Annotated in this window: 17 protein-coding genes; 13 read left to right on the forward strand and 4 right to left on the reverse strand. The window is 65.1% G+C overall.

The window, feature by feature from the left end; all coding sequences use genetic code 11:
- The first annotated feature begins 62 nt into the window (after positions 1–62).
- From Q1B16_RS04365 to nagA, 9 genes are all read left to right on the forward strand, one after another.
- A complete protein-coding gene (locus tag Q1B16_RS04365; RefSeq protein ID WP_299784996.1) occupies positions 63–1,205 on the forward strand; it encodes an iron-containing alcohol dehydrogenase in 1,143 nt (380 codons plus the stop codon).
- Positions 1,202–2,134: an aminotransferase class IV gene (locus tag Q1B16_RS04370; RefSeq protein ID WP_299784997.1), complete on the forward strand. Its 933-nt coding sequence runs from the start codon at positions 1,202–1,204 to the stop codon at positions 2,132–2,134. Before Q1B16_RS04365 ends, Q1B16_RS04370 begins: the two co-directional genes overlap by 4 nt.
- A 28-nt stretch (positions 2,135–2,162) precedes the next feature.
- Positions 2,163–3,332 (forward strand): 4-hydroxybenzoate 3-monooxygenase, encoded by a 1,170-nt coding sequence (gene pobA, locus Q1B16_RS04375; RefSeq protein ID WP_299784998.1) that lies wholly within the window; start codon positions 2,163–2,165, stop codon positions 3,330–3,332.
- Between the two features lie 117 nt (positions 3,333–3,449).
- Positions 3,450–3,833: a 4-carboxymuconolactone decarboxylase gene (gene pcaC / locus Q1B16_RS04380; protein ID WP_299784999.1), complete on the forward strand. Its 384-nt coding sequence runs from the start codon at positions 3,450–3,452 to the stop codon at positions 3,831–3,833.
- Complete coding sequence (pcaH, locus tag Q1B16_RS04385) at positions 3,826–4,554, forward strand: protocatechuate 3,4-dioxygenase subunit beta (RefSeq protein ID WP_299785000.1); 729 nt, start codon at positions 3,826–3,828, stop codon at positions 4,552–4,554. The genes pcaC and pcaH overlap by 8 nt, the downstream gene beginning before the upstream one ends.
- 3 nt (positions 4,555–4,557) lie before the next feature.
- A complete protein-coding gene (gene pcaG, locus Q1B16_RS04390; RefSeq protein ID WP_299785001.1) occupies positions 4,558–5,157 on the forward strand; it encodes a protocatechuate 3,4-dioxygenase subunit alpha in 600 nt (199 codons plus the stop codon).
- Positions 5,157–6,224: a 3-carboxy-cis,cis-muconate cycloisomerase gene (locus tag Q1B16_RS04395; protein ID WP_299785002.1), complete on the forward strand. Its 1,068-nt coding sequence runs from the start codon at positions 5,157–5,159 to the stop codon at positions 6,222–6,224. Before pcaG ends, Q1B16_RS04395 begins: the two co-directional genes overlap by 1 nt.
- A complete protein-coding gene (locus tag Q1B16_RS04400) occupies positions 6,221–6,535 on the forward strand; it encodes a hypothetical protein (protein ID WP_299785003.1) in 315 nt (104 codons plus the stop codon). Before Q1B16_RS04395 ends, Q1B16_RS04400 begins: the two co-directional genes overlap by 4 nt.
- Complete coding sequence (gene nagA / locus Q1B16_RS04405; RefSeq protein WP_299785004.1) at positions 6,532–7,686, forward strand: N-acetylglucosamine-6-phosphate deacetylase; 1,155 nt, start codon at positions 6,532–6,534, stop codon at positions 7,684–7,686. The genes Q1B16_RS04400 and nagA overlap by 4 nt, the downstream gene beginning before the upstream one ends.
- A 25-nt stretch (positions 7,687–7,711) precedes the next feature.
- Here the strand turns inward: nagA and Q1B16_RS04410 are convergent, their stop codons facing one another.
- On the reverse strand, positions 7,712–8,506 hold the full coding sequence (locus tag Q1B16_RS04410) for an FkbM family methyltransferase (protein ID WP_299785005.1): 795 nt from the start codon (positions 8,504–8,506) through the stop codon (positions 7,712–7,714).
- Between the two features lie 114 nt (positions 8,507–8,620).
- Here Q1B16_RS04410 and Q1B16_RS04415 point away from each other — a divergent pair, with 114 nt between their 5' ends.
- Positions 8,621–9,367 (forward strand): endonuclease/exonuclease/phosphatase family protein, encoded by a 747-nt coding sequence (locus Q1B16_RS04415; protein WP_299785006.1) that lies wholly within the window; start codon positions 8,621–8,623, stop codon positions 9,365–9,367.
- Here the strand turns inward: Q1B16_RS04415 and Q1B16_RS04420 are convergent.
- The 3 genes from Q1B16_RS04420 to Q1B16_RS04430 all read right to left on the reverse strand — a co-directional run bounded on the left by Q1B16_RS04420 (position 9,364) and on the right by Q1B16_RS04430 (position 13,098).
- The gene (locus Q1B16_RS04420; protein WP_299785007.1) at positions 9,364–10,872 is read right to left on the reverse strand and encodes a glucan biosynthesis protein; all 1,509 of its coding nucleotides are present in this window, start codon (positions 10,870–10,872) and stop codon (positions 9,364–9,366) included. The two genes, Q1B16_RS04415 and Q1B16_RS04420, sit on opposite strands and share 4 nt — an antisense overlap.
- Positions 10,869–12,443: a glucans biosynthesis glucosyltransferase MdoH gene (mdoH, locus tag Q1B16_RS04425; RefSeq protein WP_299785008.1), complete on the reverse strand. Its 1,575-nt coding sequence runs from the start codon at positions 12,441–12,443 to the stop codon at positions 10,869–10,871. The genes Q1B16_RS04420 and mdoH overlap by 4 nt, the downstream gene beginning before the upstream one ends.
- 97 nt (positions 12,444–12,540) lie before the next feature.
- Complete coding sequence (locus Q1B16_RS04430) at positions 12,541–13,098, reverse strand: cytochrome b (protein WP_299785009.1); 558 nt, start codon at positions 13,096–13,098, stop codon at positions 12,541–12,543.
- Between the two features lie 98 nt (positions 13,099–13,196).
- On the opposite strand from Q1B16_RS04430, the gene Q1B16_RS04435 reads away from it, so the two are divergent.
- From Q1B16_RS04435 to Q1B16_RS04445, 3 genes are read left to right on the forward strand one after another with little or no spacing between them, the layout of a single operon-like run.
- Positions 13,197–13,964, forward strand: coding sequence for a CDP-alcohol phosphatidyltransferase family protein (locus Q1B16_RS04435; protein ID WP_299785010.1), 768 nt, complete (start codon positions 13,197–13,199; stop codon positions 13,962–13,964).
- A gap of 11 nt (positions 13,965–13,975) precedes the next feature.
- Positions 13,976–15,604, forward strand: coding sequence for a sulfatase-like hydrolase/transferase (locus Q1B16_RS04440; protein WP_299785011.1), 1,629 nt, complete (start codon positions 13,976–13,978; stop codon positions 15,602–15,604).
- The gene (locus Q1B16_RS04445) at positions 15,601–16,551 is read left to right on the forward strand and encodes a lysylphosphatidylglycerol synthase transmembrane domain-containing protein (RefSeq protein ID WP_299785012.1); all 951 of its coding nucleotides are present in this window, start codon (positions 15,601–15,603) and stop codon (positions 16,549–16,551) included. Before Q1B16_RS04440 ends, Q1B16_RS04445 begins: the two co-directional genes overlap by 4 nt.
- Positions 16,552–16,580 lie beyond the last annotated feature (29 nt).

A 16,580-nucleotide genomic window follows, 5' to 3' on the forward strand; every position in this document is an offset into this window, starting at 1 on the left:
CTCTCGACATGAGGGACAAAGACAGGCACATCTTTCGCTGACACCAGACGACAGGAGTGCCCATGACCGCCTTTGCCTTTGCCACCGTAGACATGATCCGATTTGGACGGGGAGAGGCGGCGCAGGCCGTGCCCGCGCTGGCAGCGCTGGGCCGATCGGCATTGCTCGTCACCGGCGCGACGCCGGGGCGAGTGGCGTGGCTGCAAGAGGCGTTGGAGGCGCAGGGCGTCTCGGTGACGATGTTCCCGGCCGCCAAGGAGCCCGATGTGGCTTTGATCGAAGCAGGCGTCGCCGCAGCGCGTGACGCGCGTGTTGAGGCGATCATCGCCATCGGCGGCGGGGCAGTGATCGACGCGGGCAAGGCGATTGCGGCGTTGGCGCCTGCGACGCGCCCGATGATGGACCACCTCGAAGTGGTGGGCAAAGGCCTGCCGTTGGACGTGGACCCGTTGCCCTTTGCCGCCTTGCCGACCACCTCGGGGACAGGGGCGGAAGTGACCAAGAACGCGGTGATCTCGGTGCCCGACGCGCAGCGCAAGGTGAGCCTGCGCGATGCGCGCATGTTGCCGACGCTGGCGATTGTCGATCCGGCGCTTGCGGACGGGTGTCCGCGCGGGGTCACGCTGGCCTCGGGGCTGGATGCGGTCACGCAGGTGATCGAGCCGTACTTGTCCTCCAAGGCCAATCCGTTGACCGATGCGATCTGTCGTGATGCGATCCCCAAAGGGTTGGCGGCGATCCGGCAGATCATGCAGGGCGAAGACCCACAGGCGCGCGATGCGCTGGCCTGGGTGAGCCTGTGCGGTGGCCTGGCGCTGGCCAATTCCGGCTTGGGTGTGGTGCACGGGTTGGCCGGCCCGTTGGGCGGGTTGTCCAATGCGGCGCATGGCGCGATCTGCGGCGCGCTGTTGCCGCATGGGATGCGGGCCAATGCGCAGGCAAGCGACGATCCGAGGCTGGCGGCGCGCATCGCCGAAGTGCAGGGCTGGATCGCGCAGGCCTTCGGTGGGACCCCCGAAGCGGCGTTCGACACGCTGCACACATGGTCGCGCGAGGCTGGACTGCCGGGGCTGGACGCGCAGGGGATCACGGACGCGGCGCGGGCCAAGGCGGCGCGGGACGCGGTGAGTTCCTCGTCCATGAAGGCGAACCCGGTGGCATTGAACGAAGAGCAGTTGCTGGACCTGATGGAGCGGGCGCGATGACCGACCATACCACCACGCATGACGCCGAAGAGGACGCGCGCAACCGGGACATCCTCGTCTACATCAACGGGCAGCTTTATCCGAGGGACGAGGCCAAGGTGTCGGTCTACGATTCCGGCTTCCTGCTGGGCGACGGCATGTGGGAAGGGATGCGGCTTTATGACGGGCATTGGGCCTTCTTCGACGATCATATGGACCGCTTTTTCGATTCTTGCTACGCGGTGGGCCTTGATGTCGGCATGGACCGCGCAGGCATTGCCGAGGCGCTGCGCATGACGGCCGAGGCGAACGACATGACCACGGATGTGCATTGCCGGTTGATGCTGACGCGCGGCACCAAGGTGAAGCCGTTTCAGCACCCGAGCCTGTCGCGGTCGGGGCCGACGTTGGTGATCATCATGGAACATTCCAGACCCGCCGAAGCCTTGCAGGCGAAGGGCATCCGCCTTGCTTCGGTCCCGCAGGTGCGGGGGCTGCCGCACAGCCAGGACGCCAAGTTCAACAGCCATTCCAAGCTGAACTGCGTGATCGCCTGTCTTCAGGCCGAAGCGGCGGGCGCGGACGAGGCGCTGATGCTCGACCCGCATGGGTTCGTGAACACGACCAACGCCTGCAACTTCTTCATCATCCGCAAGGGCGAGGTTTGGACCTCTACGGGTGATTACTGCATGAACGGGGTGACGCGTCAGAAGGTCATCGACCTGTGCCGCGACAACGGCATCCCGGTGTTCGAGAAGAACTATTCGCTCTACGAGGCCTATTCAGCGGACGAGGCGTTCCTGACAGGCACGTTCGGCGCGCAGACGCCGGTGGCGTCGATCGACGGCAAAACCATCGGCACGGGGGAGCGGCCCATGACGGCCCGGCTCCGCGCGCTCTACAAGGAGGCCATCGCCCGCGATATCGCGGCGCAGAGGGCGGGAGGATGAGCGTCGTGGTGTGCAGCAGGGGTACCCCATGAAAACGCAGGTCGCGATCATCGGCGGCGGTCCGTCCGGTCTGCTCTTGTCGCAACTGCTCAACCGGGCGGGTGTGGCGACCGTGGTTCTGGAACGCGCGTCGCGGGAGCATGTGCTGTCGCGCATCCGCGCGGGCGTGCTGGAGACGGGCACCGTCGAGATGCTGCGCGAGGCTGGTGTGGGCGACCGCATGGCGCGGGAAGGCATCCCGCATGAGGGGTGTTACCTGACCGACGATGACCTGATGGTGCGGATCAACTTCAAGGAGCTGACCGGGACATCGGTGATGGTCTACGGGCAGACCGAGGTGACGACCGATCTGTACGCAGCACAAGACGCCATCGGGGCGACGATCCTGCACGGGGTCGAGGACGTGGTGATCGGTGATGCGGACGGCGATGCACCCCATGTGATGTTCACGCATGGTGGTCAGCGCACGCGGCTCGACTGTGACTATGTGGTGGGCTGCGACGGCTTTCATGGCGTCAGCCGCGCCACGATCCCGCAGGACAAGCGCCGTGCGTTTGAACGGGTCTATCCGTTCGGCTGGCTGGGCGTCTTGTCGCGCACCCGTCCTGCGCATGAAGAGCTGATCTATGCCAATTCCTCCAACGGTTTCGCGCTGGCCTCGATGCGGTCCGAAACGCTCAGCCGCTATTACGTGCAGGTGCCGTTGACCGACAAGGTCGAGGAGTGGAGCGACGCGCGGTTCTGGGCCGTGCTGAAATCCTGCCTGCCTTCCGAGGTGGCCGACGCCATGCAGACCGGACCATCGATCGAGAAATCCATCGCGCCGCTGCGGTCCTTCGTCAATGAGCCGCTGCGCTGGGGCCGGTTGTTCCTTGTCGGGGACGCCGCGCATATCGTGCCGCCCACCGGGGCCAAGGGGCTGAACCTTGCGGTGTCGGATGTGCACTACCTGTATCAGGGCTTGATCGACGCGGTGACGCGGGGCGACACGCGGGGGATCGACGCCTATTCCGACCGCGCGCTTGTGCGGATCTGGAAAGCGATGCGCTTTAGCTGGCAGATGACGACGACGCTGCACCGCTTCGACGGTGAGGACAGTTTCGCGGCCCAGATGCGCAAGGCCACGCTGCGGCATCTGGCGCAGTCCGAAACCGCGCGGCGCGATCTGGCCGAGAATTACATCGGCTTGCCCTATTGATCCGGGCAGGCAGATGCGGTCAGTTCGCAATTTCAACCCGCTGCCAGACGTGCCAAGATTGCCCCCGAAACACGGCATCGCACGCGGTGTCCCGCGACTGAGCAAAGGAAACCGATCATGTCCAGCCGCCATGACCAAGGCATGAAAACCCGGCGCGCGGTGTTGGGCGATGCCCATGTCGACCGGGCCGAGGCCGCGAAGACCGAGATGGACGCAGCGTTTCAGACGCTTATCACCGAAGGCGCGTGGGGCACGGTCTGGGCGTCGGACGCGATCAGCCAACGGGAACGGTCGATGCTGACGCTGGCGCTGTTGGCGGCGCTGGGCAATTTCGACGAGATCCCCATGCATATCCGCGCCACGGCCCGCACCGGGGCCAGCAAACAGGACGTGATGGAGGCGTTCCAGCACGTCGCCATCTATGCCGGTGTGCCGCGTGCCAATCGTGCGATCCAGATCGCCAAGGACACCTATGCCGAGATGGAGCAGACCGATGACTGACCGCGCCGCCCTGATGCCCCGGCGCAGGGAGTTGCAGCCGGACCCGTATGTCCCGGACTACAAGACCTCGGTCACCCGGTCGCCTGCGCTGCCGCTTCTGTCTATGGAATCGACACCGAGCGAGGAAACCGGCCCTCGGTTCGGGCACAGCCTTCTGGGACCGCTCGACAACGACCTGATCCGCAACTTCAGCGAGGGCAAGGCGCTCGCCATCGGGGAGCGGATCCGTGTGCATGGCCGCGTGCTGGACGAGACCGGTCGCCCGGTGCCGCAGACCTTGGTGGAGATTTGGCAGGCCAATGCCGGTGGGCGCTATCGGCACATCAAGGACACGTATTTCGCGCCGCTCGACCCGAATTTCGGTGGCTGCGGGCGGACGATCACCGATGACGACGGGCGCTACGAGTTCATGACGATCCGGCCCGGTGCCTATCCCTGGCCGAACCGGGCGAATGACTGGCGGCCCATGCATATCCACTTTTCGGTCTTCGGCCATGCCTTCGGGCAGCGGCTCATCACGCAGATGTACTTTCAGGGCGACCCCCTCATCGACCTGTGCCCCATCGCCGCGACGATCCGCGACCGGAGCCAGCTTTACCGTCTGGTGGCCCCGCTCGATATGCAGCAGTCGCGCGGCATGGATTACCTCGCCTACAGGTTCGACATCGTGCTGCGCGGTCGGCGTCAGACCATGTTCGAGAACAAGCCGGAAGGGATGTAAGCGATGGTGCAACCGCTTGAAGCGCTGGTCGAAACGCCAAGCCAGACCGCCGGTCCCTACGTGCATATCGGGTGCATCCCAAGTTTCGCGGGGCTTGACGGCGTCTACCCCGAAGACCTTGGCAAAAGCCCAATTTCGGAGGGCGCGAAGGGCGAGATCATCAGCATCACCGGCGCGATCCTCGATGGGACGGGCTGGGCCTTGCGCGACGCGATGATCGAAAGCTGGCAGGCGGATGCGGCGGGGATCTCTCCCGGTGACGATGGGGCCGATCCCAAGGTGACGGGGTTCTGCCGCTTTGCGACCGACAAGGACAGCGGCGACTTCACCTTGCGCACGGTCAAACCCGGGCCGGTCAGGGGCCGGAACGGACAGGTCTTTGCGCCGCATATCTCGCTCTGGATCGTGGCGCGAGGGATCAATATCGGGCTGAACACGCGGATCTATTTCGACGACGAGGACAACAGCGCCGATCCGCTGCTCGCCCGCATTGAACAGCGCCCGCGTGTCGATACGTTGATCGCGAAGACGACCGGAGCGGGCAGTTATCGCTTCGATATCCGGCTTCAGGGCAAGGGCGAAACGGTGTTCTTGGACCTCTGATGACAGGCGTGTTCGATCATCCGTGGTTGTCCGGCCTGTTCGCGGATGAGGAAATCGCGGCGCTCTGGTCGGCAGACGCGCAGCTTGGTCATATGCTCGCCTTTGAGGCGGCGTGGTCGCGGCATGGGCATCTGGCCGGTTTGTGGAACAAGGACGAGGGCGCAAAGGCCGCTGTGGCCATCGCGGGGGCCGAGATCACACCGGATGACTTGCGCGACGGCACGGCGCGGGATGGTGTCTGTGTTCCTGCCTTGGTGCGGTTGCTGAAAGAGCGAACGGGCGCGACGGCTGTCCACACAGGGGCGACGTCGCAGGATGTGATCGACACCGCCACGGTTCTGTCGCTGGTCCGAAGCCTGGATGTCATTGACGTGCGGCTGGGTCAGGTTGCGGCGCGCTTGGGTGATCTCGAAGCCCGCTATGGTCAGCGCAGCCTCATGGGTCGGACGCGGATGCAGGCGGCGGTGCCGATGACGGTGGCCGACCGTGTCGCGACTTGGCGGTTGCCCTTGCACACCCATCGCGACCGGCTGACGCAGCTTCGCCCGCGCGTGGCGCTGGTGCAGATCGGCGGCGCGGTGGGAGATCGCGCGGCTTTGGGCGACGGGGCGGACACCCTCTGCGCGGCGGTTGCGCAAGAGTTGGGGCTGTCGCTAACGGACCGGAGCTGGCACAGTCAGAGGGACGGTATCGCAGAGGCGGCGTCGGTCCTGTCGCTGATCACCGGCAGTCTGGGCAAGATAGGTCAGGATATCTGCCTGATGGCGCAGCAAGGGATCGACGACATCACGCTTGCGGGCGGCGGGGCGTCATCGGCCATGCCGCACAAGCGGAACCCGATCGAGGCAGAGCTTCTGGTCACGCTGGCCCGGTTCAACGCGGTGCAATTGTCCGGGATGCATCAGGCGCTTGTGCATGAACAGGAACGCTCTGGTGCGGCATGGACGCTGGAATGGATGCTGTTGCCGCAAATGGTGGAGGCGGCGGGACGGGCGCTGACCGTCGCGGATGCGCTGGCTAACGCGGTGACCGGTATCGGCGGCACGGCCTCCGAGGCGGCACCATGACCGAAACACAGATGCGGCGCGACGTGCTCGAAATCCCTGCGGCGGTACAGCGCCTTCTGGACGCGGGCAGGGCCGATATCCAAGCGGCGGCAGAGGCGATCCGGGCCCTGTCTCCGGGCTACATGATCAGCGTCGCGCGCGGGTCGTCGGACCACGTCGCGACCTATCTGAAATACGCCACAACGGATCGCGTCCAGCGTGCGCAGGTCTCGCCCATCGCGCGCACGGGTCATCCCCTGACCGATCCGATGCTCAGCTCGGCAGCCCCGGACGCCCCGCGTCATTTGCAGAAAGTGACCGAGACGCGATGACACCTCCGACGAAAGCCTATGTCGGCGCGAAGATCCACGATGGCGTTACCCTTTTCGAGACGCATGCGCTGGTCGTGAGCGTTGATGGCGTTTCCATCCTGCCGGAAACGGACCTGCCTGACGCGTGCGAGGTCACGCGACTGGACGACGGCCTGATCGCGCCAGGTTTCGTGGACCTTCAGGTGAATGGCGGGGGTGGCGTGATGTTCAACGACGCCCCATCGGTCGAGACCTTGCGCCGGATCGCGTCGGCCCACGCCGCGGTGGGCACGACGGCGTTCTTGCCGACGCTGATCACCGACACACCAGAACAGACCCGCGCGGCGTTCGAGGCTGTCGAGGCCGCGATCCGCGAGGGGGTCGACGGGATCGTCGGGCTGCACCTGGAGGGGCCGCACTTGTCGGTGGCGCGCAAGGGCGCGCATGACCCGTCGCTCATCCGGCCGATGGAGGACGCGGATCTGGCGATGCTGTTCGACGCGTCCAATCGGCTGCCCAACCTCATGGTCACGGTCGCGCCGGAGAATACCAGCCTCGATCAGATCGCGGCGATGGCCGAAGCCGGGATCCTCGTGTCCCTGGGGCACACGGACGCGGATTACGCGACCTGTCACGCGGCCTTCGATGCCGGGGCGCGGTTTGTCACTCATCTTTTCAACGCGATGAGCCAGTTGACCAGCCGTGCGCCCGGCTTGGTCGGTGCGACGCTTGACCGGGAGGAGGTCTTCGCCGGGCTGATCGCCGATGGCATTCATGTCGATCCTGCGACGATCCGGGTGGCGCTTGCCGCAAAGCCCCGGTCTGACAGGATATTTCTTGTCACCGATGCAATGGCGGTCGCCGGGTCGTCCAGTGATCGGTTCACGCTGAACGGGCGCGAGGTGATCCGCCGGGATCATCGCCTGACGCTTGTCGATGGCACATTGGCCGGGGCCGATCTGAGTATGCCAAGGGCAGTTTCGGTGATGTCGGGTGCGGTTGGCGAAAGCTTGTCCCAGAGTATCGCGCGCGCGACGTCGACACCGGCGGCGCTCTTGCGCGGGGTTGACGGTCTTGGCCGCATCGGCAGGGACACACGTGTGGTCAACTATTTCCGCGATCTATCCCGGTTCGACACGAGCGACCGCATCTTGCTCGAGATACCGTCCTGACTGGCGACTTAAACGCGGTGCGGGGTCACGAGACCCGCCGCGCGAACACATCGCCGGAATTGGCGGCTTCCGGCAGGGCGGCGATCTCTTCGGTGATGTCCTTGGCGCTGATCCAATCCTCGCGCCTCAGTCGATGTTCTTCGCCAATGCTCCAATTGAACTCGTAACGCCCCAAGCCCGTCAGGCGCTCGATACAGGCCGACGCGATGGGCCTTTGGAGTGTCGTGAACTCGAAGGACAGCGCGGGCAAGGGTGTGCTGAGACCCGACAGAACGTCGAACTCGTGGCCCTCGACGTCGATCTTGACGAAATCAGGTGTTCCGTACTCCGAGACCAAAAGATCAAGGGTGGTCATCGGAACACGCGCGCGGCCGTCCCAAACCTGCCCCCTCCAGCCAGGCGCGGTGCGCGCTGCCGTGACGAGATCTCGCGATACGGTAGAGACCGTCGGGTTCGCCGTGTTCACAAACAGGTCGATGCTGCCCGGCGCGGCCCCCACCGCCTCGGCGCTCAGCGTGACCTTGGGGTTTCGACCATGGATGAGACGGAGCGCCCGGAACACGCGCGGTTGCGGTTCCAACGCGACGACCGACGCCCCAAGCTGAAGAAAACTCGCCGTCCGGTCGCCCACATGCGCCCCGAGGTCGAAGGCAAGACCACCCATAGGGACGAACCGGGCATTGAGCGCCGTCATGCGCGCCATGCGCGCGCGATCCCGGTAGTAGACGTCGAGCGACCGACCCACCCCTGTGCGCGCCGTGCCATGCCTGCCCTGCGCGTGATCCGGTATGTCGGCAGGGTGCATCGGAAGACCGTTCATCTTGTTGCGTTCGATAGAGGACCTAGCACCGAACTGCGGGCTGAACAGCTGTGAAATCGGGGCGATCCGAATTCATCGACTTGCCTCCGTACACGTGCGAAACACGTCAGGCGTATGCAGACAACATCCGATCTTTCTTTGGTCAGTTGGAACATCCACCGGGGTCGGGGGAACGATGGCGTCGTGGATGCGGGCCGCACGCTCGACGTGCTCAAGACGGAGGTGCTGCGCCCCGGCTGCGAGGCGCTGATCCTTCAGGAGGCCGACGAGGAAACACCTCCGCATGAGGGCTTTCTCGACATCCCGCGTCTCGAAGCGGACTCGGAGTTGCGGCATGTGCAGGGCGATGCCGCTGCGCGGTGGGGGCGCGACAGTCATGGATTCCTAGGTGTGATCCTGTTCCTTGCACCCTCGGTCGAGATCGAAGACATTGTCCTTCTGGACCTGCCCGGACACTGCCATCGCGGTGCGGTGATCGTCGATGCGCGGCGCGACGGGCATCGGTTTCGCCTGATCGGAACGCACCTGTCGCTGTGGCAGGGATTGCGCGTCGCCCAGATGCGCACTTTGGGCCAGCATCTGTTTCGTCGGGACGATCGTCAGACCATCCTGTGCGGTGATCTCAACGAATGGCGCCCGTGGGGTGGGCTCGCCTTGTCCTCGGCGGTTCTCGGGCAACGTTTCGAAGGTCCGGCGCGCGCGACCTTTCCGGTGCGCAGGCCGTTCTTGCCACTGGATCGAGTGCTGACCAGCGCGCCGGGCCGGGTGACGTCCGCGCGCGTGCTGGACGGACCGGGCATTCGCATGGCGTCCGATCACCGGCCCTTGGCAGCGACCGTCAGTCTGGGCGATCCGGGTTAGACGCCGCCGTCGCGGGCGCGGGTCCAGCGGTGCAGCCAGACCGGATGCGCCACGCTGCCATTGGCATCGCGTAGGGTCAGGCGCAGCTCGGCGCTGTCCGCATCGCCGGGTGTGAGCAGGAAGGTGACGCGCGTGCCGCGATCCTCGGGCAGGGCGAAGAGGCTCGTTCCCAAAACCTCGGCAATGCCCGTCGCTGTGACCTCCGGCTGGAGCCCCTCCGGGTCGCCTTGGAAATCGACGACGTAACGGCGTGTTCCCTGACGGTCATGCTCGCGTCCACTGCGGGACGTGATGTGAGACCGGGCGGGGTCCGCGCTGGGCGGGGTCGCTGTCCATGTGAGGCCATATTCGAACCGGTAGGTGCCCCCGGGCTGCAACGCCTCGCTGGGCCGCCAGAAGGCGACGATATTGTCCATGAACTCGTCCCCCGTCGGGATCTCGACAAGCATGACCGACCCGTCGCCCCAATCGCCCTTGGGCCGAACGCGGGCCGATGGCCGGTCGTGATACCGCGCCTCGGTGTCCTGGTAGTCGTCGAACGCCCGTGCGGTCTGGTAGAGGCCGAAGCTGACCGGACCCCTGTCGGAAAAGGCCGAGGTCTGAAGCTGTGCCGGGTTCGCGATAGGCCGCCAGAGAAACTCGCCAGCGCCGTTTTCGATGACCAGCAGGTCACTGTCATGCACGCGTGGTCGGAAATCGTCGGAGACGGCCGCGTGAAGCGGTCCCTTGAGATACATCGACGTCAGCGGCGCGACGCCGATATCGGCGATCTCGACACGCGGGAACAGCGTGACGGCCACATCCATCGCCGTTTCGCTGCCGGGCGCGAGGGTGAGGTCAAGATGACCCGCAAGCGACGGGCTGTCGATCACCCCTTCGACGCGGATCGACGTCGCGGTGCCGGGATAGACCCGCAGCCGTGTGAAGCGGGGAAATTCCTCGGGCGCGGCGCCTCCTGTGCCGATGGCAACCGCCCGCGCAGAAAGGCCGTAGACCATCGCTTCACCGATGGCGCGGAAATAGCTGGCGCCCTGCATCACCAACACTTCGTCCATCCGGTCCGCCGCGTTCAGCGGATGGCGCACGCGCAGGCCGGAAAAGCCTGCACCCGGTGATTGGTCCGGGATCTGATCGAAGTAGCGGTCGTCGAAACTGAACAGGTCGGTGGAAAACGGCACGGTGCGCGGGCCACCCTCATCCACCAGTTCAATCTGAACCGGGTCGGGAAAGAAGAGGCCCGGCGGCAGCAGGTCGACCGCCCAGGATGGACCGTGGTCAAGCAGCGCCGCTTTTCCGGGAATGGGTCGAATGCCGCGATAGGCGTCGTAGCTCAGGTCGGAAAAGGGCGCCGGTAGCGGTGTTTTGTTCGGCGAATACGGTGTATGCGCAAGGGCTTGGGCGGCATCGTAAAGGCTTTCGGCCTTCCGGCTGTCCGCGAAAAGCGTGGTCGGTCGGACAGCCGTCGTCGCACCGAGCCCAGCCAGAACCGTCCGCCGATCCATCATGCCGGAGCGTCGAGATAGTGGATCAACAGCGGAGCGGCCAGAAGCGGCAGGACCAGCGGTGTGAGCCAGAGAACGGCTGTTGCCGTGCCCGCCAATAGGGTCAGCGACAAGATCAGCGCGCCGAATGCCATTTCGAGCACGCCTTTCGGCAGGGTGAAGCGTGCCGCGCGGCCCGATTTCCAACCGCAATCGCGCCCGACAAGAACCGCCAGGACGGACACGGACTGGCGCACCATCACCAGCGGCGCGATCAATGCCGACATCATTGCCTCGGCCAGTGCGGCCCGCAGAATTGTCATCCGTCGGCCAAAGGTACGCGCGCGGCTGATCAAATCCGGCAGGGCGGAGGCTTTGGGCAGCAAGAGCAGCGCAATGATCAGGACGAAGGGCAGCGCGCCCGCGACCTCGACCGCGCCAGAGGCGATCATCGCGACAAGCGCCAACCAGATCGGTGCGGACAGATAGCTGAAAACGCCGGATGCCAGATGAAACCGGCTGATCGGATGCAGCCCGGGTGCACTAAGCAGGCGCATGTGTTGCAGGTTGCCCTGGCACCAACGGCGGTCCCGGCGGTGAAACTCCTCAAGCGTCTGCGGCGCGTGTTCAGCGCTGCCCGCAAGCTCGGCATCCAGTTCGACGGCCCATCCGTTCTTGCGCATATGGGCCGCTTCGATGAAATCATGGCTCAGCACCGGTCCACCCAAGGGCGCTGACCCCGAAAGCGCGGGAAGCCGTGCGACCGAGCGGAACGCATCGACCCGGATGAGCGCATTGTGCCCCCAGTAATTTCCCGTCTCGCCGGTCCAGGCGGCAAAGCCTTGTACGAAATTCGGGGACAGAAACCGCGCCGAGATGCGCTGGTGGCGGTCGAAACGCGTGGCGCCCGGCGCGAGGGTAATCGCGGCCTGCAACAAGCCCGTTTGCGGACGGGTTTCGAGCGTTCGGATCATCCGGTGGATCCGCGCGGCGCTCATCCGGCTATCGGCATCCAAGACCAGCATGAAATCGAACCCGGCGCCCTGCGTGTCGACCCACTCCGCGATATTGCCCGGTTTGCGCCCGGTGTTCACCTCACGGCGTCGGTAGCTGATGGCACCGTCTGAGCGAAGGACCGAAAGGGCCGTCTCCTCGGCTTCGATGTTTTCGGGGCCCGACGTGTCTGACAGGACGAAGATCTGCGTGCTGTCCGGGCGGGGCAGGTGATCGAGCTGTCGTCTCAGGTCCGCAAGATAACGCGCCACCGGGGCCGGGTCTTCGCCACAGAGTGTGACGAGGATCGCGGTTCGCGTCGTCGGCTGCCAGAACGCGTGCGGCGTTGGCGCGCCTGGCTGGCGGGGCAGCATGGCTCCGATCACTGCGGTCGCAGCGCCTCCGGCGATCCAGACCGCGCTTGCGCCGACGAGAACCAGCGCCAGAAAGGCCATCGGGGTCCATACCGAAACCGAAACCGCGAAGGCGGCGATGCACGCGACCGAGAAAAGCGCGGTCAGGCCGATGAACGCCACCCGTGGGGCAGCGTGTCGGGAGGACGATCCCGCAGTGGCGTGAAGAAGTATCTCGGCTTGTGACATGGGTTGAGGTGGCCAGGTATCAGAGTCAACTGCCGCGCCGCCTCATGCGGAACAGCGACCCGTTACGTATGACATCCATTCCCAGCGACAAGAGACCTTAGCTGGAGCGGCTCCCGAACGGGGGCCACATGCGCGAAAAAATGCCGTCGCGTTTGAGAACGCCGTGATAAAGAGCAGCGCCGATATGCATGGCCACGATTGCCCCGATTGCCAGGCCGCCGTAATAGTGCGCCGCCTTCGCGGTTTCCGCCAATGCGTCCGACCGGGGCACGAGCGATGGCACGCCAAGCGCGTCGAGCGTTTCGATGGGAAACCCACCCGCCCTGACGCGGATATACCCGGCCATGGGCATCGCGAACAAAAGGACATAGAGCGCGGCATGGGTGGCGCCCGCGATCCTGGTTTGCCATGCAGGCAGGCTATTCGGCAAAGGCGCGGGCGGCCTTAGCCAGCGATAGATCAGGCGGACCGTCACCAGCAGAAGAATCAGAACACCGACATTCTTGTGAAAGATGAAAAGCGTGTTTTGAAGCGGCCGTTCGATCCAGTCCTGAACCATCAAAAGCCCCGCAGGGATCATCAGCAACACGAGCAGCGCCATGATCCAATGCAGGGCGCGCGCCGGGGCGCGGTATTGGAACGTCGAATTTGCCATCTTTTCCTCCGGCTGTCCTGACGGTAAGCGAAGCGGTGATCAATTCAAGCTGTTTGGCCGCGCTCTTGACCAAAGTCGCGGCGCGCTAATTCAACTGCATGGCATTTTGGCACCTGGATATGACCCGCCACGCGCGACGCAAGCTTTTCGACCTCGGCCTTGTCGGCCCGCACCGTCAGTTTTTCGGTGTGGCTGGTGCAGGGTTTTCGGCATTGCTCGTGCTTGGGCCGGTACTGGTGTCCGGCGTAACGCCGGTTTCGCTTCTGGCGACAACGGTGTTCTACGCCATCGGGGTCGCCCTTGCGGGCCTCGGGCTGTACCGCACCTTCCCGCATAGCAGTCTTGGAATGTGCAACGCGGTGACATTGTTCCGCTTGTTGCTTGTGTCCATCCTCGTCCTGTCGCTTCTGTCCGTAAGCGGCGACGCGGTGACGATATTTGCCGTGGCGGTGCTGGCCCTGGCGCTGGACGGGGTCGATGGCTGGTTCGCCCGGCGCGAAGGGCGGGTCTCGGATTTCGGCGCGCGGTTCGACATGGAGGTGGATTCGGCCCTGGCGCTGGTGCTGGCCTGTCTCGCCTTCCAGAATGAAACCGCCGGCCCGTTGGTCCTGCTGCTCGCTCTGCCGCGCTATCTCTTTGCCGCCGCGACGCTGGTTTTTCCCTGGCTCGACGGCCCGCTACCCGAGCGCTTCAGCCGCAAGGTCGTGTGCGTGCTCCAGCTTGGCACGCTGATCGTCGTGCAGGTGCCGTTTGTCCCACCGATGATCTCGGGCGGTCTCGTGGCGGTCTCTGCCCTGGCGCTGATCTGGTCGTTCGAACGCGACGTGGTCTGGCTGTGGCGCGCAAGAGCGGCTGCGCGCGTTTGATGACGTCTCGAATGCGGGCCTGTTTGCGTCTGGGTGCAGCGGCGGCTGTGCTGTACCTCGTGCTCATTCAACCCAACCACCCCGCCGCGATGACCTGGTGGGCGCTTTTGGTCTTCCCGCTCGAATTGCCGGTGATCCTGTTCGGTTTGCTCGTGATCGACACCGCGCGACTCCGCCTGACGGTCCGGATCGTCATCACCGCCGCGTTGTCCGTGATCGCTCTGCTCAAAACCGCCGATTACGCCATGTTCACGGCGCTCACACGCGGCTTCAATCCGGTGGCCGACCTGCCGTTGATCGAGGCCGGGCTGCGCCTTCTGGTCGGGGCAATCGGGCCACTGCTGGCGACCGGGGCGCTTTTGATGGCCTTGGCGGCCGTCGCCTTTGTCATCAGCGCGATCTGGTGGGCCACGGGCGTCTGGGCCAAGACCTCTGCTCCGATGCCTGTCGCACGCGCAAGCGCCGGGGTGGCGGCCCTTTCCGGCGCGCTGGCCGTCGCCGAGATCGGTCAGGCGATGGGGCGGTGGAGCGTCCCGGGTTCGATCCCCGGCGCGGCCTTCACGGCGCGGGTCGGCATCGAGCGGGTCGATATGGTGGTCCGCACGATCGACGAATTGCGCAGCTTCAACGCACTCGCCCGGCAGGATCCTTATGTCGATGCAGACGGGCTTTTCGCAGCGATTGATCGCGATGTGCTGATCGTCTTCGTCGAAAGCTATGGGCGCACCAGCCTCGACACCCCGTTCTTCGCAGAGATGCACCGCGCGACGCTGGCGCGCTCATCGGAAAGGCTGGCCGATCTGGGCCTGTCGATGCGGTCGGGCATCCTGTCCGCGCCGACGCGCGGCGGGCAAAGCTGGCTGTCCCATGCGACCTTCGCCAACGGACTGTGGATCAGCGACCAGACGCGCTACGGGGCCGCCCTGGCCAGCGGTCGGGCGACTTTGTTCCACCTTGCCGAGCGGGCGGGGTTTCGGACCGCCGCTGTCATGCCCCAGATCACCCTGGAATGGCCGGAAGCCGATTTCATGGGCTTCGAGACCGTGCTGGCCGCCGACGATCTGGACTACCGGGGGTTGCCGTTCAACTGGGTGACGATGCCGGATCAGTACACGCTGTCGGCGATGGATCGGCTGCTTCGTGCCGAGACAGGGGATGACACCCGGCCGCTCTTCGCGCAGGTTGCGTTGAGTTCGTCGCACGCGCCCTGGGTGCCCGTGCCCGAGTTGATCGATTGGGATACGGTAGGCAATGGCCGGATCTTCGATGTCATGGCGACACAGGGCGATCCGCCGGACGTGGTTTGGCGCGACCGTGACCGGGTGCGGGCGCAATATCGTCTGGCCATCGACTACGCTTTGCAGACGGTGTTCGACTACGCCGCGCGTCATGCGGCAGAGCCTCCATTGATGATCGTCGTGGGCGACCACCAGGCGGCGGGTTTCGTCGCCCTCGACGAACGGCCGGACGTTCCCGTTCATGTCATCGGCCCCGAGCATCTCGTGTCGCTTGTGGCGGAGTGGGGGTTTGCACCGGGATTGGTCCCCGGCGATCAGATACCGGCGATCCCGATGGATCAGATGCGGAATATGATCCTCGACACGTTTTCGCGGGACAAAGAACGAGACACCGCAGGATGAGCGTGCTGGGTTGGACCGTCCCGCCGATACTTCTGCGCATCGTCCAGATCGCCGTCGCGCTGGGGCTCTTGGCGATCATCTGGTCCGCCGCAGACGGCCCCGAAGCGGCGCGCGCTCTGGCGGATGCCGATATCGCGTTCCTCGCCGCTGCCTTCGCGGCACTGACGCTCCAGACGGTGCTGTCTGCCTTGCGCTGGAGGCTGACGGCGGCGCAGTTGGGTATCCAATTGGGCCCCATCTGGGCGATCCGCGAATACTACATGGCGCAGATCATCAACCAATCGCTTCCCGGCGGGATGATCGGGGACGCGGGCCGTGCGGTGCGCGCACGGGAACAGGCCGGTCTGCTGGCATCGGGGCAGGCGGTGGTGTTCGAAAGGCTGGCGGGTCAGGTCGGCATGTTCACCGTCATGGCGCCCGCCTTCTTCATCACGCTCGCCATGCCGGGGGGAGTCGACTGGCCGTCATGGCTGGTTGTCCCGGTCACGGCTCTGATTGCAGGTCTCGCGCTTCTGCCGGTTCTGACGCTATTGGCCACGCGTTTGCCCGGAGCGGTTGGCCGGAAAACGCTGTCCTTCTGCCGAACGACCGCCACCGCGCTCTTGGCGAAAGAGGTTCTGCCGCGTCAGGTCGTCTTGAGCATCGGCACAACTCTGTGCAACCTCGCCGCCTTCGGCTTCTGCGCGATGGCCGTGGGCGCGGATTTGTCTCTGGTCGCGACACTCGCGCTTGTTCCATTGATCCTCTTCACCATGCTGATCCCGATCTCGGTCAGCGGTTGGGGCCTGCGCGAAGGTGCGGCGTCGATCCTCTTTCCACTGGCCGGCGCCGCCGCCAGTCAGGGCCTCGCGGCCAGTGTCGCCTTCGGATTGATCTTCCTTCTGTCCGTTTTGCCGGGACTGATCCCACTGTTTTTGCGTCCGAATGCGCGGGCGGAGAAAATTTGAGCACAACAAAAAGTTGATAGGCAAGCAAC

The sequence above is a fragment of the uncultured Marivita sp. genome (assembly GCF_947488135.1).
Classification (GTDB): Bacteria; Pseudomonadota; Alphaproteobacteria; order Rhodobacterales; family Rhodobacteraceae; genus Marivita.